Genomic DNA, 23854 nt, shown 5'->3' with positions numbered 1-23854 from the left:
TAAATTCAATATAATATGAATCGTTTCAATGTTGCAATAATAAGGAAAAAAAAGAAAATGAAGGAAGATTAATACCTTTGGCGGATGGATCCAAAGCAATCGTCCAAGGTGGTTGAAGGAAAGGCTACACCAAGAGGAAAATTTCCCCATGTTCGAAGGGCCGGGGAGTTTTTATATGTTTCCGGAACAAGTAGTAGAAGAAAAGACAACAGCATTGCAGGCGCAGAAGTAGATGAATTTGGGACCGTAAATCTCGACATTCGGGAACAAACGAAAGCAGTGATTGAAAATATCAAAGACATCCTACAGAGCGTAGGCGCGGAATTGACTGACCTTGTTGAAATTTCTACTTTCTTGGTTTCGATGAATGATTTTAAAGGATACAATGAGGTGTACAATCAATACTTTGGTTTTGATGGACCCACCCGAACAACCGTTGCGGTCCATCAATTACCACACCCTCATTTGCTCATTGAAATAAAAGCAATCGCATACAAACCAATATGAGTTCAGACAAGAAATATAGTTCAATCCATTACCATAGTTACCTTGGATTGGATAAAATACTAAGTGCCCAAAATTGCAGAAGCAAAGAATTGGGAAAGGAAGCACATGAAGAAACATTGTTTATCATCGTACATCAGGTGTATGAACTCTGGTTTAAACAAATCATCCATGAAGTAGATTCCGTCATGACTTTGTTTAAAACCAACAATGTAGATGAAAAAAACATTGACGTTGCCGTTTCAAGGCTCGAAAGGGTCAATGAAGTATTGCGTTTGTTGATACAACAAATTAAAGTCCTGGAGACCATGACTCCGCTGGATTTTTTAGACTTCAGGGGATATTTGTTTCCGGCATCAGGATTTCAGAGTTTTCAATTTAGAAAGTTGGAGGTATTGCTTGGTCTGAAAATTGAAAAGAGAATTGCTTATACTTCACATAAATACTACCATGAATTTGAGCTGACTCAACAAAAAGAAATCGAATCCATAGAAGCTTCTCAAAGCCTATTCGACCTCATCCAACAATGGCTGGAGAGAACACCTTTCCTTGAGACTGGTGAATTTGACTTCAAAGGTAAGTATATGAATGCCGTTCGGAACATGCTGCAAAAAGAAAGAGAAGCCATCCTGCAATCTGACTATTTGTCTGAAAAAGAAAAAGAAATGCGATTAAAGATGAATGGGGATACAGACACTTTTTTTATTCATGTTTTTGATGAGGAATACCACAACCAGCTTATCCTTGAAGGCAAGGTCAAGCTGAGCTTTAAGGCCACCATTGCGGCTTTGCTCATACAACTTTATGGATCTGAGCCATTGCTACAATTGCCTTGCCGACTTCTAAATGTCATCACTGAAATGGATGAATTGCTCACCAACTGGAGATACCGACATGCACAAATGGTCATGAGAATGCTTGGCAAAAAAACAGGTACCGGTGGTTCATCCGGATTTGAATATTTGATGGAAACAGTCAAGAAGCATCAGATATTCATAGATTTTCACAATATCAGCACGCTTTTGATTCCAAGATCAGAATTGCCTGAATTACCTATTGCATTGAAGCGCAGTCTTGGGTACTATTTTAACCACGAATGATTTCTCGAATGAAAAAAATTGACATCCACACCCACATTATTCCGGAACATTTACCCCGATGGGCTGAAAAATTTGGGTATGGAGGATTTGTTTCATTGGATCATCACACCAACTGCCGGGCGAAAATGATGATTGACAACCGGTTTTTCAGAGAAATAGAAAGCAATTGTTGGGACGCAGACATCCGAATAAAGGAAATGGATCAACACGGAATTCAAATTCAGGTATTGAGTACCATTCCCGTCCTGTTTGGATATTGGGCCAAGGCCAGAGATACATTCGATACAAGTCGATTTCTCAACGATCATTTGTCCGATGTGGTGAGGCGTAATCCCAACCGATTTATCGGATTGGGAACCGTACCTATGCAAAATCCAGAACTGGCCATCGTGGAAATGGATCGGTGTGTCAATGAACTGGGATTGGCGGGAATTCAAATTGGTTCCCACATCAATGACTGGAATTTGGAAGATCAGGCATTGCATGATTTTTATAAAGCTGCGGAAGAGTCTGGAGCATGTTTATTTGTGCATCCCTGGGACATGGTAGGAAAAGAAAAAATGAGCAAGTACTGGTTGCCTTGGCTGGTGGGCATGCCAGCAGAAACTTCGCTGGCAATATGCAGTATGATTTTTGGAGGAATTTTTGAAAAATTTCCTAAATTAAGGGTGGCATTTGCCCATGGCGGCGGTGCTTTTCCGGGAAGCTATGGTAGAATCAAACACGGATTTGAAGTAAGACCTGATTTGGTGGCTGTTGACAACCCCAAACATCCGGACGAATATCTGGGTAAATTTTGGGTAGATTCACTGGTCCACGATGAAGACCTACTCTTCAAATTAATCAGCCTTTTTGGTGTTGAAAAAATTGCTTTGGGCAGTGATTATCCTTTTCCTCTTGGAGAGTTGAAGCCTGGAAAATTGATCTTAAACTCCGGTCTGGATGAGGATGAGAAATCCTGGCTGAATTATCGATCAGCAGAATCTTGGCTTGGAATCCTGTCTGAATAAGCTTGATGAAAATATTTTATTTAGTCTTCTATTTTTAAAGAATTTTCAATGAGTTTCACCAAATAAGATCTGTGTGCTTTGGTGGCACCATCTCCAGCTTTTGATTTTTTTAGAGATTTTCTAAGCTTTGACAATGCATCATAAGAACTGGATTTGGTTTCTATTCCAAAATTCTGTGCCTTGTTTTCATATACATTGATTAATCTTTCAACGTAAATCTGTTGCAATGATTTTCGATACATGTTGACATTGGAAGACAGGTCCTCATTGAAAATGGCTGCGGTGAGGTCTTCCAGTAATTCATGAACAGAATAATTATTGCCATACATGCTGGTATTGTTGAGTCTCCTCAATGTGGAGGGGCTTAATATTGGATACAGTACATTGTAGTACATATTACTGACAAGCGCATCCAACTTGGGGTCTTCTGAATTTCCCCAAAAATTAAATCCCCTTCTCTGACTCTGAAGATACTGATACATCGATTGATCTTTACTTAGGGCATTTGGAGAAAAAACATACCTGCTGATCAATTCAAGCGCTCTTTTCTGTTCGGATTTTGAGACGGGAGTATAGGGTTTGTTCTCGGTTTTTTGACCGGGAAAACTCCTGTCCACATAAACACCTCCAATGTAATTTGCCACCGATCTGGTCATGTTAAATCGCTGATAAAACAAGACGAAATACATGTTTTTAAAGACCTCATAAGACTGATTCTCTTTGATAAATTTGGATTTCAAACTGGCCATTCCATTTTCCACGATTTCAAATCTCTCTGCAGCGTAAGTGATTGGATCATTGCTCATGTCCCATACCATTACACGAGGATCGATGCCGCCACCGGGACGACAAATATCTGCATCGTTTCCAAAGATCAATTTGGGATCGGTGCTTTTATTTACAATGGCCTGAAGTCCTTTAGCCTCATTTTCTTTTGAAAAAGGGGTATAACCATATTCGATGGCCCAAAGATCATAAGGTCCAACAACGGTTGTATAATAATCTGCTTGCTCTTCTTTTTTCAAAGCCAAATTGATGGTAGAATAATCCATCACGGAACCCGTCACCCCAAATTTCCGTGTGATTTCTTTGTTTTTTAATTCAGCCGGACTCAGCATATGGGAAGATTTCATGTTGTGGTTTAATCCCAGAGTATGTCCCATTTCATGAAGTACAAGTTCTGTAATAAACTGATGAAGTAATTCAGTTTTCTCTGCATGATCCGCATCCTGAATTTCAAGCATGGCATTGCCAAATTGATTTTGCATCCTGAGTCCTGCTCCCAATTTGCAACTGTGGGGATGAGCTTGAATTTCTTCAAATTCTTCCATTACTTTTCCGTGTTCAAATAAATCCGACTCTATTTTCGTACCGGTCAGAAAACTGAAATCAATGGTGATATCAGAACCTAGAATTTGTCCTGTTCTTGGATTGACAAAGGAGGGTCCAATCGCAAAACCTAAGTCTGAAGAAACCCAACGGATTACATTGTATCTGATGTCAGCTGGGTCCCAATCTACATCATCGGGCATCATTTTCATCTCGATTGCATTTTTAAAACCTGCCTTTTCAAAAGCTGCATTCCACTTGTGACCGGCGTCGATTATCACTTGTCTCAATTCCTTTGGAGTTGTATTTTCTACCCACCAGACAATTGGTTCAACAGGCTCACTGATGGCTTGTTCCGGATATTTTTTCTTTAAGTGCCAGCGGTTGATAAAGTCTCTGTAACGCACAATATGAGTGCTGGTCATGTCTTCGGTTTGGACATTAAAATACCCAATGTGTGGGTGATCCACTCTTGGTTGGAAATCATTTACAGGTAATTCCAAAAAGCTATGTTGCATTCTGACATTCACATACCGCGGATCTGTTATATCCAAACCTCCAAAATACTGTGGGTTGGGATTTTCATAAGATAGATTTACGACCACATCTGAATTGAGCGGGAAGGTTCGGATCTTCAAATATTCGGATTTGTCTTTATTCAGTGTACCTAAATTGAGATATGCACTTGCTGGTATCGTTGAAGGTATATAGGGACGTATGGGGTCGAGCCTTTCAGATAGAAACAAATTATCAACATTGACCAGGTAACCCATTGAATCTTCTGCAACAATTTTTTCTGAAAAGAAAATGGTCTCCGGGACATCTACATTGGCAGCCTTACTGATCGGGTGATTCTTGTCAAAATAAAAACTGGTGTTGGAGCGCATCCAAAAGATTCGATCAAAATTCTTTCGAACCGAAAAAAGCCAAGTTTCTCTCAACATGTTTTGATTGAGAAACAGTTCAGCAGGCCCACCCATTGAAAAGCTTTGGTATAAAAATTCCTTGTTTAGCTGATTTTTATTGAGATAAATATGGAGACTTCCTGATTGGGTATCCTGATAAAAGGTAAATAGACCTTCTAATTTGACCGAAGATTTTACTTTGTCCTTCAAGCTTAGTTTTACTGAATCTGTTTTTGTGGTATCCTTTTTGACCGTTTGATTCTCTTTTGCAGATTTGGGTTTTTGTGATTGACTGGTTCCATAAATACCAAACAGGAATAAACCAGAAAATATCAGCCATCTAAACATTGGAATAAAATTTTAAAATTAAAAATGAAAGGCTCAAAGATAGAACAAGAATTGACTTAAAATGCCATTAAGAGGAATTTATCGACCAAACCATTGTTTCTTTCGACAGCAGGACAATGTGCATTGGTTTAAATACAAAGAAAGCTTAGGCAAATAAGCAATATTTGAAAAGGCTTAATATCATTAGTACATTGGCAAAACAGCTCAAATAAATTATGAACAAATGGTATGATTACTTCTTTGAGTTTCTTTTGAGACTGTCCGGAGGATAAGAATTGGCAATTAAATCCATTTGCATTTGGGCCCATGATGTCAATGCAGATTTTTCATCCTTCGTCAACCTGGCTTCGGGATGCATACCAAGCCAGGTATAAGAGGGAAGTGGCATTTCAGCTTCTTTGACCACTTCAATAATTTCTTCAAATTTGTGATTCTGTGAAGCAATTTTACGCGTGGTAAAATCGGAAAAATTGAGATGTTCTCTTCCTTCCACAATATGGTGATTGATCCACCAGCCCAGTGGCTGTACATAAGTATACCATGGATACTTAGTCTCATTGCTATGGCAATCGTTGCAAGCTCTTTCTAAAATATTGGTCACATCGGCATCTGCTTTATATTTCTGAAAAAAACCGGCGTTGGCTGAAGGAAGGCTTGTCTTATCAATCTGAAAGAACTGAATGACAAGAACCAGCAAAATGAAAACCCATACAATTTTCTTTTTCATAACTACTCTATTTTAATCAATTACAAAAGAACTACAATCCCTGCTTTCAAGACTTTCTTTACATGCAAAATACAATCCAGGCAAAAGACCCGATGCATCATATAGACCCAATGAAAAATGCTGAGAGATACAGTGCAATGGTAGCCTTTGACCGGCAATGTTGTAAATGCCCAATCTCTCTGTATGGTCAAACTGTACGCTCAATACCTTTCCTGTCTGATTGAACCAAGGCAGGCTTGTCTTCCTTGGTTCTTCTGAAGAGACGGTCAAGATTTCATTTTTCAAAATTCGTCCTTGGTGGGAAGCAATAAATCCCAGTTGGGCTGAGATTAAATCAACAGAAAACAAATGCTCGGCACCCAATGGACTGTGCATGGGATTCCATGTGTCTCCACCATCATCTGTCATGACAATGGTGCCATTAAAACCTACTGCCACTCCCACTTTTTCATTGGCAAAATCCAAGCCCATCAGCGCTTCTTCTGTGCCTGATTCGAGTCTTATCCATTTGGAACCTCCATCGGTCGTTTTGTACAATCTCCCAATGTCAGCGCAGGCAAATCCCAATTGATCATTGACAAAAACAATGTTTCTGATCCAATCTGCTGGGGGACTAAAAGGAAAACCCGCCACTTTGAACCAGGATTCCCCACCATCTTCGGTACTCATTAATACATTGGAGCCACTGGCAAAACCTTTGTTGGAATTGATAAAATGAATTGAGTAAAATAAATTGGAGATGTTAGAGGGTCTTTGCTCCCAAGTCTCTCCACCATCGCTGGTGCGTAACAAAAGTCCGGTGGAACCACATGCATGTCCGTGTAATTCATCTGTAAAAAAAATTCCCCAAATTTGTTCTTTTGTGCCCGTAGATTTTAAGATCCAATTTTGTCCACCATCAGTAGTTTTTAACACAATACCCTCATTCCCGCAGATCCAGGCACTTTGTTCATCCAAAATAAAGATATCCATAAAGCGCATTGAAGTAAATCCAGAATTTTGGCTGGTCCAACTAAGACCGCCATTGGTGGTCTTATATATATTCATGGTACTTCCGTTGTAAAGACTACTTACGCAATACCCCAACTCTGAATTCAGGAATTTGATTTTTTGAATGGTCTGCGCTGGTGAAAACCTGTTAATCTCCTTCCATTCCTGCGCATTCAATCCAGCGATTGGAATAAGTTGTGCGGCCAACAGGCAAAAGATCATTGTTATCCTTAATTTTCTCATGAATGGATTGGTTTAATTTTATAAAATCAGAAAGATGTAATTGCATTTCAAAAAATAATTCATTTTATCAATCAGCCAGCAATTTAAGACAAACTGTCTAACTAAAATGATATAATTCATAAGACTTGAACCGGATGACAGAATTTTCCTTAATTTTGAAACAAAATTAGCTAGTTGGATGAAACGTATTTTACTGATTGTTTTAATTTTAAGTGCTACAAAAATTCTCAATGGGCAGATATTCAGCTCAAATGACGGAGGTATTGTTGCAGAAGGGAACAATCAATTTACTGACTTTGAGATAAGCGTAAGTCAATTGGATTCCATGTATTTGAATGAAAGTTTTGGACTCATTCAGGTTTGTTTTCAAATTCAACATGGAGATTTAAGTCAAATCAAGGTTGAATTGATTTCTCCCGAAGGTAAAAAATTGAATCTTGCCAACGGATTAAACGGTGCCAACTGCAATGTATGCCTCAACTCAAGTGCCCGACAATACATCGGATTTGGTTGGGGGCCTTATTCCGGGACCCACCGCGCGCTGAGCAATATTGGTAAACTGAACGATGGAGGTAAATCCAATGGCATTTGGAAAATGAGGATCTATGATCCATTTGTTGGCGTGCAGGGTCATTTGATTTCCTGGTCGATCCAGTTTGGAAAAAATCCACCCAAACCGGCTCCTCCATTTAAAAAGACTGCATTGCCCATTCTTAAAATCAACACAAAAGGGCAAAGAATTGTGGATCATCCCAAGAGGATTGTACAGCTTGAGCTCATTGACAAGGACCTGCAGGAGGGCAATCATTTTAATGATCCTCCCCAATGGGCCCACGATATTGGCATTGAAATCAGAGGATCCAGCAGTCAATGGTTTCCAAAAAAATCATTTGGTTTTGAGTTTGTGGACAGTTTAGGAGAAGATAAAAAAATTGGAATGCTTGGGATGCCGGCAGAAAGTGATTGGATCCTCAGCGCCAATTTCACAGACAAAAGTTTTTTAAACAATGTTCTTGCTTATCATTTGTATCGAGGTCTTGGACGTTATGCCAGCCGAACGAGATTTGTGGAGTTGGTGATCGATGAGGAGCATCAGGGATTGTATGTATTAATGGAAAAAATCAAACAAGACGATCAAAGGGTGGACATTTCAAAATTGACTGAAACAGACACTGCAGGATCCGATCTGACAGGTGGGTATATACTCAAAATAGACAAATCCACAGGTGGTTCCGGGGCGGGGTGGGTTTCAAAATATCCTCCACCCGTACATCCAAACAACCAAACTATTTATTACCAGTATCATTATCCAAGTGAAGAGAACATTAAAGATGCTCAGAAAAAATACATTGAAGAATTTGTCCGATTGTTTGAAACCAGTCTAATGGAAGGTCCTTTGAATCAAAGGGATTCCGGCTGGAGAAAATTTGCGGATGAGCCATCTTTTATTCACTATTTACTTTTGAATGAAATCAGCAGAAATACGGATGGGTACCGATTGAGTACATTTCTTTACAAAACCAAAGACACAAAGGGAAACAAACTCCACATTGGCCCACCATGGGATTATGACATTGCATTTGGAAACATCAACTATTGTGATGGCCAAAAAGTAACTGGATGGGCATTTGACTTCGGAAATATTTGCCCTGGCGATCACTGGCAGATTCCCTTCTGGTGGAATAAATTGTTGGCAGATAGTTTGTTTGTGAATGCCCTTCAATGCGAATACAAAAAGCTTAGAGCAAATAGCTGGAGCAATGAAAATCTCAATCAATTAATTGACCAATATATAGATGAAATACAAGCTTCTTTGATTGAGAATTTTGACATCTGGTCCATCCTTGGTTGTTATATATGGCCAAATCCCGATCCATTGCCCGGCAACTTAAACGCAGAAATCATTGAACTAAAGAATTGGTTGTTCAGACGAATGGATTGGATGGATCAAAACTTACCAGGTATTTGTATTGTGAGTCATGATCAAAACCCTATCAAAGAAGCTGAATCGATCGAGCTAAAAATAAGCCCCAATCCTGTAAAAGATTGGATTCAAATTCAGCTTAGCCATCCGGAAATTATCATTCAGCAACTGGAAGTTTTTGATGCAGCAGGTCGATTGGTTCACAAAATAAAAGGACAGAACATGAAAAATCAATTGGCGATTCCGGCCAATTTGCATTCCGGGTTTTATGGCCTAAAAATAACATTGGAAAATCAGCAAGTCCTTCATAAGACCTTTGTGAAAGAATAAATCATTCTTGTTAAATTAACATGGTTTTTAAAAATTTTGCCCAATCTTACTTGAAATGCAGACTTCAGCAAGTCAATTGAATTATTAGAATAGTTGACTTAGGAAGATGAACCAAAAAAAGCATTTCCACTTAGAAGTATTTTCCAATCGTCGCAAACAAATTGGCATTAATAAATCGATAAGGAACTTCTGTAAAGCGTGAGGTAGAAAAATTAATTTTAAGATTTCCTCCAAAGTCAAGATAAAAATGACGTTTTAATTTAAAATTCAAACCCGAAGCCAATGCAAATGAAAACAACTCTTTGGTTATTTTTTTCTCGCTGTAGTATGAAGTACCTTTCACGTGATAAATATCTGAAGATCCAAAGAAAAATGGAAATCCAATGGTTGAGGTACCTCCTATATCTTTAATTTCCCCAAAAAAAGTATATTTAGATTTATACAAGTACAATTGTTCGTAGGTTACACCTACTTGAAGAAAAGTATGGAAATTGTTCTGCATAAATTCCTTTCGGTGATTAATTTGAAATTGAAATCCACCGCGTGTAAAGTATCGAATTGACTCAAACTGAGACTTGGTTGGGGCCCTTTCATCAATAAGAGGAAAGAAAAAAAGCCAAACGTCCGAGGTATGAATCGTCGTATCAATTCGAATATTGTCTCCCATTCTGGGTTTTTTGTCCAAATCTCTTTGAGTATTGATATTGAAAATGAATTGCCAGGATCTTGATGGTTTGTATTGGTAACCATAGACTGCACCTAGATAGGTAAAACCAGGACTAATTTTGCTTTGATAAATGGAATTGTTTTTACTGGGATCAGAAGCAAAGGATCCAGAATGATATAACAATCCAAGAGAGCGCTTCAATTGAACGCTGGTATTTTGTAATGGTTGGTTTGTTCCCATTTCAAGCTTTTGTCCTGTCATTGATGCAGCGTACAGCATGGTCAAAATTGCAAAAAGTGTAGTGTTTTTCATCTTTAATCAAATTGTGAATAATGAGACAAACTTAGGGTCCTCAATATTTGCAATTTATCCAAATCAGATAAATTCACATAATTTTTTTTATAATATGTAAAATACTGAAATTGTTAAAAATTTGTTTGATTGAAAAATGAAAAACAAATGATCCCATTGCTTTTATTCTGACGTTAATTCCCTGTTAAGCGGCAAACAAGCATTGTGTTGATATTATCTTTGTGTTGCAATTTTTTAGCCCATGAGGATATTCTCTATTGTATTCCTTTTGTTCTTTTCGCAAACTTTTGCTGAGGCTCAAGACAATTACCCTTACCTGACAGCTATACGGCCACCTTTCCTGATCTTGAATGATGGTTTGGATTCTTTGCGCTTAAAAGGACTTGAATCTGCTTCAGTGCAGACGATATTTATGGTTTTCCATGCTGAACAGGATGAAATAGGACTGGATCCCGGTTTGAGTACAGATGGTCGATGGAGGGCCATCCAGTTGATGAATCTTCTTAAAAATGTAGAATTTGAAAAGTACTTTTCCACTCCATTTAGAAAAAATGTTTTGACGCTTGAACCCTTGACAAATTCAAGGAAGGCCGAAGTCAGCCTCTACGATCAAGCAGATTTAAAAAGTTTGTTCAAACAATTGGATTTGTCCATACCAGATGAGCTAGTCATGGTGGTCCAGATACAGACCTTCCCTCAAATTCTCCGATACCTACTAGGTACTGAACACACAGAAATTTTAAGCTCGCAACCAACGGATATGATTTATATTCTGGAAAGAAAAGCTGGCCAGCAGGCCTTGCTGCACAAATTTAAATACAAGATCAGGTAGTCGATGAACCTAGAAAGCCGGTATAGCCCCGCAGAAAAAGAAGACAAATGGTATCTTCATTGGGAAAAAAGCGATTATTTTAAATCGGTACCCGACCACAGGGAAGCATTCACCATCGTAATTCCGCCGCCCAATATCACAGGAATTCTGCACATGGGTCATATCCTCAACAATACCATCCAAGATATATTAATTCGCAGAGCCAGGTTGCAAGGAAAAAATGCTTGCTGGGTCCCCGGAACCGATCACGCCTCTATTGCTACAGAAGCCAAAGTGGTCCAAATGCTCAGAGAAAAAGGCATCAAAAAAAGTGATCTCAGCAGAGAACAGTTTTTGAATTATGCTTTTGAGTGGAAGGACAAATACGGAGGCATCATTCTAAACCAATTGAGAAGACTAGGCGCTTCCTGTGATTGGTCCCGCACCGCATTTACGATGGATGAAAGCAGATCTGATGCCGTCATTAAAGTATTTGTTGATCTTTATCGAAAAGGCAAACTGTACAGGGGAAATCGAATGATCAATTGGGATCCTGAAGCAAAAACGGTTTTGTCATCAGAGGAGGTCTTGTACAAAGAAGAAAATGCCCAGCTATTTTACATCAGATACCCAATGGAAGAGGACCCCAATCAGTTTTTGACCATTGCTACCCAAAGGCCTGAGACCATTATGGCGGATAGCGCCATCGCTGTGCACCCTCTTGATGAAAGATACCTTTCATTTCATGGAAAAAAAGTATTGATTCCGCTTATTGAAAAGGCCATACCTGTCATATTGGATGATTACGTCGATCGGGAGTTTGGCACCGGAGCCCTCAAAGTAACTCCAGCCCATGACCAAAATGACTATGAAATAGGACTAAGGCATGGTTTGGAAATAGTGGATATCTTGAATGAAGATGGTAGTTTAAATTCAACTGCTCAAATTCTGATCGGAGAAGATCGCTTTGTGGCGAGAAAAAAAGTAAAAAAACTTCTGGAAGAATCGGGTCATTTGGAGAAAATAACTGATTATACCACCAACATTGGAAGATCTGAAAGAACAAATGCCGTCGTAGAACCCAGACTTAGTTTGCAATGGTACGTGGATATGAAAGCCATGGCACAACCTGCATTGGATGCTGTGCTCAATGGTGAGGTGGGATTTGTTCCCGAGCATTTTCAAAACACCTATCGCCATTGGATGGAAAACATCAGGGATTGGTGTATTTCCAGACAACTTTGGTGGGGACATCAGATTCCTGCCTGGTATTATCAGGACAAAATATTTGTGGCAGAAACTGCCGAAGAAGCCTTGAGTGATGCAAGAAAGAAAACAGGAAATGTTCTGCTTCAATTGAGCGATTTGAAACAGGATGCCGATGTATTAGACACATGGTTTTCTTCATGGCTTTGGCCCATCTCTGTATTTGATGGATTCAGAAATCAAAAAGAACTCGATTACTACTATCCCACTTCTGTCTTGGTCACGGGTTGGGACATTATTTTTCTTTGGGTGGCCAGGATGATCATGGCTGGATACGAATGGAGGGGTGAAAAACCTTTTCACAAAGTATATTTTACCGGAATGGTCAGGGACAAGCTGAGGCGCAAAATGTCAAAGTCTTTGGGAAATTCCCCAGATGCGCTTGCCCTTTTGGATGAATTTGGTGCAGATGGTGTGCGATTTGGAATGCTGGCCAGCTCCCCGGCTGGAGGTGATTTGTTGTTTGATGAAAAACTCTGCGAACAAGGGAGAAATTTTTCCAATAAATTATGGAATGCTCAAAGACTGGTTAAATCTTGGTCATCTGATGAATCGAAGTTGGCCAATGAGGGTGATATTTTGATGATGAATTGGGTGAGTAACCGACTTTCGGAAATTATTTTAGACACCAACCAGGCAATCGATTCCTTCAAATTGTCAGAAGCATTGAAGACCTTGTATTCTTTTATCTGGGAAGACTTCTGTGGATTTTATCTTGAGGCCATAAAACCAAAATCAGCTGAAGGCATGGCAGTTGAAGTGTACCAGAGCACTATCGTGATTTTCGAAAAAATTTGTAGTATTCTGCATCCTTTTATGCCATTTATTACCGAAGAAATCTGGCACAATCTTCGAATCCGGGAAGCTGGTGACGATTGTATGGTTTCTATATACCCACAGGCCTATTCTATTGATCAAACCATGTTGGATCATGTAAAAGAAATTCGTCATGTAATTACACAAATCAGGGATTTGCGAAATAAGCATCAAGTCAAGTCTGTTGTCAGCTTAAAATTGGATGTGATTGCTTCCTCTGAGCCGGGCATCTTTGATATCCAAGGAGCAAAGGATGTCTTAAAGAAGTTGGCTAATATTGAATCTTTCGAAAAGATTGCGGAAAATGAAGCCTCGGGTCAGGCTTTTATGGGTCTCCGTCATAAATATTATCTCCACATGCCTATTGTCATCAACAAAGATCAGGAAAGAACTACTTTGCTCAAGGAAATTGATTATGCAGAGGGATTTGTTCAATCCATCCGAAAAAAGTTGGAGAATGAAAAATTTGTGGCAAATGCTCCGACAGATCTCATCTCAAAGGAAAGACAAAAACTACAGGATGGTATCACGAGACTTGAGGCTCTGAAATCAAGTCTGGATAATTTAAAATAAACCAGTTTTTGAAAAATAGAGCGACATTTAATAAAAGTCGCCATATTTATCATACTAGTGATCAAACCTCTATATATTAGTTTGGATAGAAAGCCTAATCCTGTCACAACATCCCAAGGCTTCAAAAAATCAGGGAAAACCCTGAGTTTTTGGTTTTAAAAGATTTCTTATCTTTGCATCAGTTTAATGCCCAAACATATCTGAGTTCATTCCGAAACTCAATTTTTTAGTATTCTTTCAATAAACTATTTCATTATGAAAAATTCATTTAAAGGCCTGTTGGTCGCCTTATTGTATTTTACAAGCTTTAGTGCAACCACCGCCCAGGGCAATGGAGATCCTCAGGTGATTCCAATATTTGATCAGGCAGAATCAATTCTGGCTTCTAAAATAAGATTGGCTAGAGAATCTAAACTTCCCTTTTATCATTTCAATGGCCTGACTCCATCCCATCTAAAAGAAGACCTTCAAAAATATGGCATCAGAAAAGCCGAGACTTATAAAATAAACAAGTTGGCCATACAACAGCTAATGCTTGAGCAGCCAGAACAAATCAGTTTTACATTTAACTACAGAAACCAAGACTTTACAATTGATTTGATAAAGAATAATTTGCTCGACCAAAATTTTGTGGTTAACAGTTCAAGTCAGGGTTTCATCGATTACCAACCAGGATGCTATTTTCATGGAGTATTGAGAGGTCAAATGCAGATGCATGCTTCTATCAGTATTTTTGAAAATCAAATTATCGGGATGTTGTCCATGAACGGATACAATCTGGTATTTCAACCATCGGCTAGCCATCCAGACTATCTTCTGATATATGACGATCGGGACATTTATTTGGAAAAAAGCTTTGAATGTCGCGCAGATGAATTGGAAAATTCATTTAAAGAAGATGGAGATGGGGATTATGGAGAATCCGCTCCAGGTGATTGTATTCGAGTGTATATCGAATGTGATTATACCCTGCATCAGAACAAAGGTGGAGTCGCCAATACAGTGAATTGGATAACTGCGGTATACAACAATGTAACTACCTTATACAACAATGAAAGTATAAACACGACGATTTCAGAAGTTTTTGTCTGGACCTCTTCAGATCCATACAGCAAAACAAATTCCGTAACGGCCCTGAATCAGTTCAGAAGTACAAGGCCTAGCTTCAATGGGGATTTGGCCCACTTGGCAGCACTGGGTGGACAAAATATTGGCGGAGTAGCCTGGTTAAATGTCTTATGCACCAGTTACAAATATGCCTACAGCAATATTTCTTCCTCTTATTCCAATGTTCCGACCTACTCCTGGACAGTGGAGGTAATGACCCATGAGATGGGGCATAACATCGGTTCCAATCATACCCAGTGGTGTGGTTGGGCAGGAGGAGCCATTGACAATTGTTACACGCCGGAGGGAAGCTGTCAACCTGGCCCCCCTCCCAGCAATGGTGGTACAATCATGAGCTATTGCCACCTGACACAATACGGAATTAATTTTAACAATGGATTCGGCCCTTTGCCTGGGGATAAAATCAGATCGAGGGTAGGAGCAGTCACTTGTCTTGGCACCAGTTGTGGTGGTGGAGGTGGATCTTGTTCTGCCCCTACAGGATTGAATATCAGCAATATCACTTCTACTTCTGCCAATGCGGGATGGAACTCAGTGAGTGGCGCAACATCCTATAAATTTGAGTATAAAAAATCAACAGATCCTAACTGGACGCAAGTTACTGTAACGACCACAGGCTACAACATGACCGGATTAACTTCATCCACCACCTATAATACAAGGGTGAAAGCAGTTTGCTCTGGAACAGAAAGTGCCTATTCTACTCAGGTAAATTTTACAACCAGTGGAGGAGGCGGTTGCGGAACACCTACCAATTTGACTGCAAGCAATATTACTTCCAGTTCTGCTACCTTAAGCTGGGGGGCCGTCAGCGGTGCAAATTCCTACAACTTTCAGTACAAAGTTAGCACTTCACAAACCTGGCAGCAAGCAAATGTACCCACTACTTCAGTTAACTTGACAAACCTCACTGCTTCTACCACTTATAATATCAGGGTTCAGGCTGTATGTGGTGGCACCACCGGAGCTTTTACTTCAGTTTTAAGTTTTACCACTTTAAGTTCAGGCTATTGTACTTCCAAAGGAAACAATGCCAATTATGAATGGTTGGCCAGAGTTAAAATTGGAACCATTGACAGGATTTCAGGTAAAGATGGAGGTTACTATGATGGCAGTGCAATGGTAACAGATCTCACCAAAGGCACCAGTTATACCTTAAATTATCAAGCGGGTACTACGGGAAGTTCGGGAACTTTGTATTGGAGAGCCTGGATTGATTTTAACAATGACGGAGATTTTGCAGATGCGGGTGAACAGATTCTATCCAGTGCTTCGGCAAGCACCAGTTTGCTTTCAAGGACTTTTACCGTTCCTTCCGGAGCAGCCACTGCACAAGTCAGGTTGAGAGTGTCTGTCCGTTATGGTGGTTATCCGAATCCTTGCGGTAACTTCTCTTATGGAGAAGTAGAAGATTACACTTTAAATCTAAAAGTACCGGGAACACTGATTGGTGACCCCAACCAGGGCATTGAGGAATGGACCCAGGTTTATCCCAATCCATTTACCCAACAATTGTGGATGGATTACAACAGTGTCTCGGATAAAATACTCCAGATTGACATTGTTGATTTATTGGGCAAAACCATCGTTCATACAAAACAACATGTATTCAAGGGGCCTAATACGATTCAGCTGGAAACAAATGAATTGAAAAACTCTACTTACCTGATTAGGATTAAAGATGGAGAAAAAATAAATAATTACAAGGTTGTAAAAACTGGGATTTAAATAAAAGGGTTTGGTTTAAAAAAGTCCGGCTGTGAAAACAACCGGACTTTTTTATTTTGTGCTGAGTTTTTCCCATTCCCATGCATCCTTCATAATATGTTCGATATTGTAAATGGGCTTCCAACCAAGTAGAGCAATCGCCTTAGAATTATCTGCATATACAGCTGGTAAATCTCCAAGCCTTCTGGGTCCGAGAATATAATTTAGCTTGAGCTTGTTTACTTTTTCAAAAGCCTGGATGGCTTCAAGAACAGTAACGCCCTGGCCCATACCCAAATTAAAAAAATCAACAGGTCTTGTATTTTTTGTGGATTCAAGCTTATGAAGCGCAAGTGTATGGGCTCTTGCCAAATCTGAAACATGAACGTAATCTCTGATACAGCTACCGTCCCTCGTCGGGTAGTCCGTGCCATAAACGGTCATGGATTTTCTTTTACCGATGGCGGTCTCAGTGATAACAGGAACCAAATTCTGTGCAGGATTTGCTGGAGATTCACCGATCAGATGAGAAGGATGTGCACCCGCCGGATTAAAATACCGCAATGAAATTGCCTTTAAATCCCAATTGGAATTTTGGTAAAAATCCTGTATCATGTATTCGCTTATTTGCTTTGTGCGACCATACGGTGAAGTTGCAGGAGAAAAAACCGTATCTTCTGTGACCGGCAATTCGGTTGCCTCACCATAAACAGTACATGAGGAAGAAAAAATAAAATGAGGAATGGCCATTTCTTCAATGTATTTCAATATATGCAAGAGACTACCCAGATTGTTTTGATAATAGCTAAGTGGTTTTAGAACGGACTCTTCAACGGATTTTAACGCGGCAAAATGAATGACTCCATCCACTTTACCCACCTGCTCCTTTAAAAAATTTAAAGATTCTGTTGCGGCCAGATCAATTGGAATGTTTTTTACACTAACACCCGTTATTTTAGCAATTCCTTCAAAAACATCCTCAGAACTATTCAGGTAGGAGTCTACAGAAATTACCTGGTAGTTGTTTTGAATTAAATCGACGATGGTGTGACTTCCTATATATCCAGCACCGCCGGTGACCAATATTTTTTTCATTCACAGTATGGTTTAAACAATCGCCAATGACTAACCCTTCCAATATGCGCCAACCCTTGTCTTAAAGTTATGCCGTATATTCATATAAAACAGGTTGAAATCCCCTCGGTGGTAGTTTTTTGTTCTTAGCAAGAAACTGCCTTTGAATTTCGGTTTATCTACCCACAAAATACTTTTATAAACTCGTGCACCCGGGCCGTTTTTGTAAATACCATCCTCCATTTTTAGCAACCAACCCAGATTTTCGCTTGAGGGCACATCAATCGGTTCTGTGGTCCAGATTAAGGGATTGGTCACGATGGCGGGTTCTTCTTTTAGAAGCCAATCCGGATCAAATCCTTTTTTAAAAGATCTCCAACTACAGACACAAGAAGTTTCCTCAGCAAACTGGCAAGGTTTGAGAAATTTAAAGCTGTTGACAGGTATGGGAAAACCTGGAATATAGGCTATGACAAGTCTATTTTTCATGGGTTCATTGTCAAATACTTCCTTGAGTAATCGTAGGGCCAGATAGGCTCCTTGTGAATGTCCAACAATGGCAATCGGTCTATTCTGGTTGAAGTTGTCATAGAAGTAAAGAAATGCATTGTAAATATCTTCGTACGCCAGATCAAGGGCTTTTTGTTTAGAATCTTGGTCCTTTGTGGAAAAACCTGAATACACCATTTGCCGGTATCTTGGGGCATACACCCTAGCTTGTTCGTTGAATATACTTGCCTGGTATTTTATGGCACCATTGTCTGTTATTTCATTAATATGATTGTTCAGAAGATCCGCGTTCCATGTTTTGCCGTGTTTCTTGCGAATATAGGAAGTAGGATGTATAAAAAAAACATCCACCTCCTGAAGATTCATGGTCTTCAAACCCTTTGGAATCAAATCAGACGGATCATTTTTTGCCGGTAATGCGGCCCAATAGTAAGAATCCGAATAACGCGGCGCTTGTCCTGTAAGTTTCAAATCGAATGCCGTCCTGGGTTTTGATAACGAACAAGACGATACCACAACTAAACAAACACAACAGAAAAAACTTATTTTAAATATAGAGATCAACATTAGGTGTAATATAAAATTTAATTTGAATTTAAAAGCATCTTCAAATTGGCTTGCATATCGGAAAATGTGGAATATCCATTTGAAAGAGTGCGGACTTTACCTTTGGCATTTTTAAACAATAAAGCTGGAAATCCACGGACTCCCAATTGCTGAGCCATGGCGAAATCCTGTCTGGTCAGGTGGATGGTCTCCGATGAATTAAATGTCTTTTTAAAAAGCTCGCCATCAATCCCAAAATTTGTAGCTAAATTACTGAATGTTTCCAATGAAACAGGATTTTGATTTTTTGCGTAAAATGTATTTTGGAGAGCTCTAAAGTAATCCAACTCGATCGATGGTTTCAATTTCCTAATGCTTACAATGGCTCTGCAAGCTGGCTCCGTGTTGTAGTATAAATTCTGGTTATTTAAAATATCATATTTAAATGGAAGGCCCGTTCTGACATGGATTTCTTCCCAATGAGATCGGAGAAAATCCCTCAGCTGGATAAAATTTTCATTTCCGTCTGGTCTCAACCCGCCGGTGATAATTTTCAAACTCAATGTGGCATTTGACTTTATCAGTTTTTCCAATTCAGGTCCAAATCCATAACACCAGGAACACATGGGATCTCCTATATAAATTAAAGTATCTTTTTGCGCGTTTGAAACTACCATACTATGTAACAAAATAAAAAAAAATAAAAATTCCTTTGGCATCTGATCAGTTTAGTTTTAATCCCTTGTAAAATCCAAGATCGCGGTTTGTCAATATTTTGGTCAATAATGCAATCTGACCCGTGTGATAACTAAAGTGCTCGATGACATGGCTGATGATTTCAAATCCACTTAATTCAAAACACTGAACGCGGTACATATTCAATAGCTTTTTTTCATCTACCTTTTGTACAATATCCCAGGCATTTTCTGTGGTTTTTGTCAGCAATTCTTGCAAATCCAGATGAGACAAATGCAACTGATTGACAAATTCATCATCGCGTCTTCTTTCATCCGGATGATCTCCAAGGCTTGAATAGATGTATTGATTCATATTTCCACACAAATGCAGGATTAGATTTTGAATAGAATTGGATTGATCATTGGGACGCCAGTTTAGCTGCCCGATCTTTACTTGATTCAAACAGAGAAATATTCTGGATCTGCTCTCCAGGATTACACGACAATGAAATTCTTTTTGAATGAGGGGAATAAGAGGGTTCATGGTGGATAAACAATTTCGCTCTTTATTTCTTGCAAGCACCGGGTTGATACATCGTTATCCCAGAACACTCAGCGGTACAGGCATTTCCATAGGTTTTACCGTTGCATCCACAGACAGGATTGTATTCTTTGGTACAGTAGCAATCCGGATTTAATTTTTCTTTGCACTGATCATGGATTGGAATTAAAGAGCAATTGGTTACACCAAAAAAATAAAACACAAAATTCCTAATTTCATTCTAGTCAATTTGTTAAGATAAACGTCCATTGGTGATGCTTTGTTGTAAAATTTTAAATGCCCCAGCCTAAAATTATTCTCCAAACAAGATTACGAATGATGTCAATCGAATCTGCCAAAATCCTTCTATATTCGCAGTCTAAATTTGATATATGAAGTTATTGGCGTCTCTAGTGGTTTTAATGGCTTTTTCACTTTGTAACCAGGAAGTCTTAGGGCAGGATACAATATGGGTTCAAACCCTCACTTGGGATAGTGCCGGTAGGCAGGGAGTGTGGCAATTCCCTGATGATCCGAATCAAGATTTTCGGAAGATTTTAATGTATTACAACATGCGATGTCACAATGCTGCGGTGGGCAATGGGAATGTGGGTTGTTATGAATGGGATTACAGTTGCAATACATTTGTCACAGATAGCCAGCGACTTGATAGTACTCAGGCCATTCAAAACAACTATGATATAAGTGGATTCAACGATCATACGTTTGAATATCAGTTTCAACAGACATTTACGTATTATCAGGCCCTGCAGAAGAGGGTCCAGTTCACCCAAATGAATCAACAGGCCAGGGCTAAAATTGGCAATGCGGATGGTCAATTTAGTTTTGATGCAGCAGAAGGCGTATTCAGAGGGCAATTCCTTTTCAGCTCGACAGAACTGCTCGCAGCGGGTTTGAGGGCTGGAAATATTTCAGCCATCGAGTGGCCCGTCATTGAAGGAGGTGCGCAGTTGCAGAATTTCCGAATACGGATGAAGGCAGTCAATCAAGCCGCGATAAATTTTCTTGCACCTCATACCGAAGGCTTTACTGAAGTATATTTCTTAGATTCTGATTTCAGCAAAGCTGAATCCAAAATTCTTCATTTCTACCGCACTTTTAACTGGAATGGCAGCAGCGCCCTGTTAATGGATGTTTCCTTTTCCAAAAACAACAAAGCGGCAGAACCAGTGTTTGGCTGGCAAAAACTTCAGAATAATGTACAATCCATCTCTACCCGTTCAGAGCAGAGAAGCATCGTTTGGGATGGTGTTGGTGCAGAAATAAACCATGGGAAATTGAGTCATTTAAGTGAAGAGTTGAGCATTTCTTTCTGGGCTTATGGTACAGCCCATCTTCAACCAAGCAATGGTTCGGTATTAGAAGCATTTGATTCAAATGGTCAACGTGCACTCAACATTCACCTTCCCTGGAGCAACGGATCCATATATTTTGATTGTGGATTTGTAGCTGGTTCATATGACCGGATTGAGAAAGCAGCCGCATTGAATGAGTATGAAGCAAGTTGGAATCACTGGTCCTTTACAAAAAATAGTGCGACAGGAAATATGCGCATTTATAAAAACGGAAGACTATGGATGTCGGGCACGGGAAAAACGAAAAAAATACAATTGCAAAATTTGAGAATTGGTGAAGCATTGGGTTATGACGGAGTGTACTATGGAAGGATGCGGAATTTGACAATCTGGAAAAAAGAACTGGACAGTCTGGATATTCAGAATTGGATGCACCAAAAGATTAATCCATCCCATCCGCAATTTGAACATTTGCTTTTTTATTTCGATATGCAAGAATCCAATGGTGTTTTACTAAATGACCTAGCACCCATGCAACAAAATGCTCAATTGAATTACCCCCTTCCGCGACACAGCGAAAGAGCGGACAAGCTATTGACGGAATTTATTCCTTCAGATTACCGACCTTCTGTAGCCTTCATCATTGCCAATTACACCGGTTTTAATGTGGAAGATGTCCCATTGTTGGATTCCATTTATAAAGGGCCATCGAGGGTGAAGCAATACAGGGTAGAAAACAACGATCTGATCTTGGATTCTACTTTCTGGTTGTTCCGGTCTGGTGATGAAGCCGTGTACAATGAAGCTGGAGAAATTCCTGATTTCATCTATATTACACCCGATGGATCACTATCCGTCAAACCTCTAAAATATTTTAGAAAATCACCGGCCAAATATGAATTACTATCATTGGTCACTCCTTATGGCAATGGTTTGGATCTTGGCAAAGATGGTAAGACCTTTGTATTCGACGTCACCGATTTTACGCCCATTTTGAAAGGAAAGAAATTATTGAGTGTTGAATTTGGAGCATGGCAGGAAGAGCTTAACATCAAATTTGCTTTTATTAAAGGAGTACCCGAAAGAAAAGTCCTCAACATATCCAATATTTGGCCATTTGATCGAGGTTATTTCAATGAAATCACCAACAACACTAAATTCGAACCAAGAGAATTAAAACTTAGTCCTGCTGCCCGTTATCATGAAGTCCGATTGTCTGTAACAGGTCACGAACAAAATGGAGAATTTACACCCAAAAAACATTTCATCACAGCCTCAGGAAATAGAAAATACCAATTTGATGTTTGGAAAGAATGCGCATGGAACCCGATATATCCTCAAGGAGGTACCTGGATTTTTGACAGGGCAGGATGGTGTCCTGGAGCAGCCACTGATTTGCACAGATTTGATGTAAGTTCCCAAGTTAGTCCGGACCATTCATTGATGTTGGATTATGGTGTAGAATTACCTAGTTTGACGCAGGCAAATTATTTGGTGTCTTCACAAATCGTAAGTTATGGGAATTATTCCTTTAGCAATGATGTAGCCATCGAAGAAATTTTGCGGCCATCATCGGGACGAGTAGAGTATGAAAGACTTAATCCCTCTTGCAGCGAGCCCATCTTACTCATCAGAAATTCCGGTTCTGAAATACTAAAATCTTGTCTCATCTCCTACGGTAAAAAAGGAGAGGCCATATATCAATACCATTGGAATGGTAGTTTAAACCCATCGGACACCGCTCTGATTTCCCTCCCTATCCCTGTGGACGGATATTTAGGAAATGAAGCAGTGGGTGAATTTGAAGTGGTGGTCTCAATGCCCAATAACAAGACGGATGAGCATCCTGATAACAACCGTCTGATTTCAAAATATCAATTGGTGGATAAATATGGAAGCAATTTACATTTTGAATTTAAGACCAATACCGTTGGAACTGACAACAGCTACCGAATTATAAACTCGGCCGGAAATACGGTGGTAGAAAGAAATGGTCTGACAGCAAATACGACCTATAGAGATGAGCTCAATTTACCCCATGGCTGTTATACCTTGCAGGTGAATGATCGCAGCCATGATGGGCTTTATTTTTGGTTCTATAGCAATCTGGGGTCTGGATTTGCAAGGTTTTCGAGAAAGGTAAATACGGCATACGCCCCCTTAAAAACCTTCAACCCTGACTTTGGTGCCGGATTTCAATATGATTTTAAAGTTGAATCTGAGGTATCTACGAAAGAGGAATGGGCACCCAGACTTGTGAGCATTTATCCCAACCCAGCATCCGATCAAGTTGAAATAACAGTCATTGGATCAGGAGAGGGGTCAATCCGCATAGAACTACTTGAAACCAATGGGAAAGTAATCAAGTCAAATACATTTGAAGACCGGGATGAAGGCAAAAGCATCCAGATGGGTGTTTCACAATTGACCAAAGGTCTTTATTATTTGCGGATTTATCAGAATGGATCCTTTGTAGTTAGAAAGTTGGTAGTGGAATAAA

Annotated in this window: 17 protein-coding genes; 8 read left to right on the top strand and 9 right to left on the bottom strand. The window is 39.5% G+C overall.

Translation table 11 applies throughout. The features are described from left to right. Positions 1-84 precede the first annotated feature (84 nt). Genes IPM48_08385 through IPM48_08375 form a run of 3 tightly spaced genes read left to right on the top strand, consistent with a single transcriptional unit; the run spans position 85 to position 2614 of the window. Positions 85-507 (top strand): RidA family protein, encoded by a 423-nt coding sequence (locus IPM48_08385; GenBank protein MBK9271603.1) that lies wholly within the window; start codon positions 85-87, stop codon positions 505-507. Then, on the top strand, positions 504-1604 hold the full coding sequence (locus IPM48_08380) for a hypothetical protein (GenBank protein ID MBK9271602.1): 1101 nt from the start codon (positions 504-506) through the stop codon (positions 1602-1604). The genes IPM48_08385 and IPM48_08380 overlap by 4 nt, the downstream gene beginning before the upstream one ends. After that, positions 1601-2614, top strand: coding sequence for an amidohydrolase (locus IPM48_08375; protein MBK9271601.1), 1014 nt, complete (start codon positions 1601-1603; stop codon positions 2612-2614). The genes IPM48_08380 and IPM48_08375 overlap by 4 nt, the downstream gene beginning before the upstream one ends. 20 nt (positions 2615-2634) lie before the next feature. On the opposite strand, the gene IPM48_08370 is transcribed toward IPM48_08375, so the two are convergent. The 3 genes from IPM48_08370 to IPM48_08360 form a co-directional block, all read right to left on the bottom strand. Then, positions 2635-5196 carry a zinc-dependent metalloprotease gene (locus tag IPM48_08370; GenBank protein ID MBK9271600.1) on the bottom strand — a complete coding sequence of 854 codons (2562 nt, stop codon included), beginning with the start codon at positions 5194-5196 and terminating at the stop codon, positions 2635-2637. 232 nt (positions 5197-5428) lie between these two features. Continuing rightward, positions 5429-5923 (bottom strand): heme-binding domain-containing protein, encoded by a 495-nt coding sequence (locus tag IPM48_08365; GenBank protein MBK9271599.1) that lies wholly within the window; start codon positions 5921-5923, stop codon positions 5429-5431. A gap of 12 nt (positions 5924-5935) precedes the next feature. Further along, positions 5936-7156 carry a hypothetical protein gene (locus tag IPM48_08360; protein ID MBK9271598.1) on the bottom strand — a complete coding sequence of 407 codons (1221 nt, stop codon included), beginning with the start codon at positions 7154-7156 and terminating at the stop codon, positions 5936-5938. A 178-nt stretch (positions 7157-7334) separates the two neighbouring features. Between IPM48_08360 and IPM48_08355 the strand changes: the two genes are divergently transcribed. Continuing rightward, the gene (locus IPM48_08355) at positions 7335-9410 is read left to right on the top strand and encodes a CotH kinase family protein (protein ID MBK9271597.1); all 2076 of its coding nucleotides are present in this window, start codon (positions 7335-7337) and stop codon (positions 9408-9410) included. 130 nt (positions 9411-9540) lie between these two features. Here IPM48_08355 and IPM48_08350 read toward each other — a convergent pair whose 3' ends face one another. Next, positions 9541-10389: a hypothetical protein gene (locus tag IPM48_08350; protein ID MBK9271596.1), complete on the bottom strand. Its 849-nt coding sequence runs from the start codon at positions 10387-10389 to the stop codon at positions 9541-9543. Positions 10390-10630: 241 nt separating this feature from the next. On the opposite strand from IPM48_08350, the gene IPM48_08345 reads away from it, so the two are divergent. The 3 genes from IPM48_08345 (at position 10631) to IPM48_08335 (ending at position 16711) form a co-directional block, all read left to right on the top strand. Further along, positions 10631-11221, top strand: a complete 591-nt coding sequence (locus IPM48_08345) for a hypothetical protein (GenBank protein MBK9271595.1) — start codon at positions 10631-10633, stop codon at positions 11219-11221. A 3-nt stretch (positions 11222-11224) separates the two neighbouring features. Then, complete coding sequence (locus IPM48_08340; GenBank protein ID MBK9271594.1) at positions 11225-13855, top strand: valine--tRNA ligase; 2631 nt, start codon at positions 11225-11227, stop codon at positions 13853-13855. 255 nt (positions 13856-14110) lie between these two features. Continuing rightward, complete coding sequence (locus IPM48_08335) at positions 14111-16711, top strand: fibronectin type III domain-containing protein (protein MBK9271593.1); 2601 nt, start codon at positions 14111-14113, stop codon at positions 16709-16711. Between the two features lie 51 nt (positions 16712-16762). On the opposite strand, the gene galE is transcribed toward IPM48_08335, so the two are convergent. From galE to IPM48_08310, 5 genes are all read right to left on the bottom strand, one after another. Further along, the gene (galE, locus tag IPM48_08330; GenBank protein ID MBK9271592.1) at positions 16763-17785 is read right to left on the bottom strand and encodes a UDP-glucose 4-epimerase GalE; all 1023 of its coding nucleotides are present in this window, start codon (positions 17783-17785) and stop codon (positions 16763-16765) included. A 30-nt stretch (positions 17786-17815) separates the two neighbouring features. Beyond that, positions 17816-18745: a DUF3089 domain-containing protein gene (locus IPM48_08325; protein ID MBK9271591.1), complete on the bottom strand. Its 930-nt coding sequence runs from the start codon at positions 18743-18745 to the stop codon at positions 17816-17818. A gap of 113 nt (positions 18746-18858) precedes the next feature. Then, on the bottom strand, positions 18859-19539 hold the full coding sequence (locus tag IPM48_08320; protein ID MBK9271590.1) for a DsbA family protein: 681 nt from the start codon (positions 19537-19539) through the stop codon (positions 18859-18861). Positions 19540-19543: 4 nt separating this feature from the next. Continuing rightward, positions 19544-20041, bottom strand: coding sequence for a DUF1572 family protein (locus IPM48_08315; protein MBK9271589.1), 498 nt, complete (start codon positions 20039-20041; stop codon positions 19544-19546). 22 nt (positions 20042-20063) lie between these two features. Continuing rightward, positions 20064-20273 carry a kazal domain protein gene (locus tag IPM48_08310; protein MBK9271588.1) on the bottom strand — a complete coding sequence of 70 codons (210 nt, stop codon included), beginning with the start codon at positions 20271-20273 and terminating at the stop codon, positions 20064-20066. A 157-nt stretch (positions 20274-20430) separates the two neighbouring features. Between IPM48_08310 and IPM48_08305 the strand changes: the two genes are divergently transcribed. Then, the gene (locus tag IPM48_08305) at positions 20431-23853 is read left to right on the top strand and encodes a T9SS type A sorting domain-containing protein (GenBank protein ID MBK9271587.1); all 3423 of its coding nucleotides are present in this window, start codon (positions 20431-20433) and stop codon (positions 23851-23853) included. Position 23854: the final 1 nt, after the last annotated feature.

The sequence above is a fragment of the Saprospiraceae bacterium genome (genome assembly GCA_016715965.1).
Taxonomy (GTDB): domain Bacteria; phylum Bacteroidota; class Bacteroidia; order Chitinophagales; family Saprospiraceae; genus Vicinibacter.
This window is presented reverse-complemented; position numbering and strand designations above follow the sequence as displayed.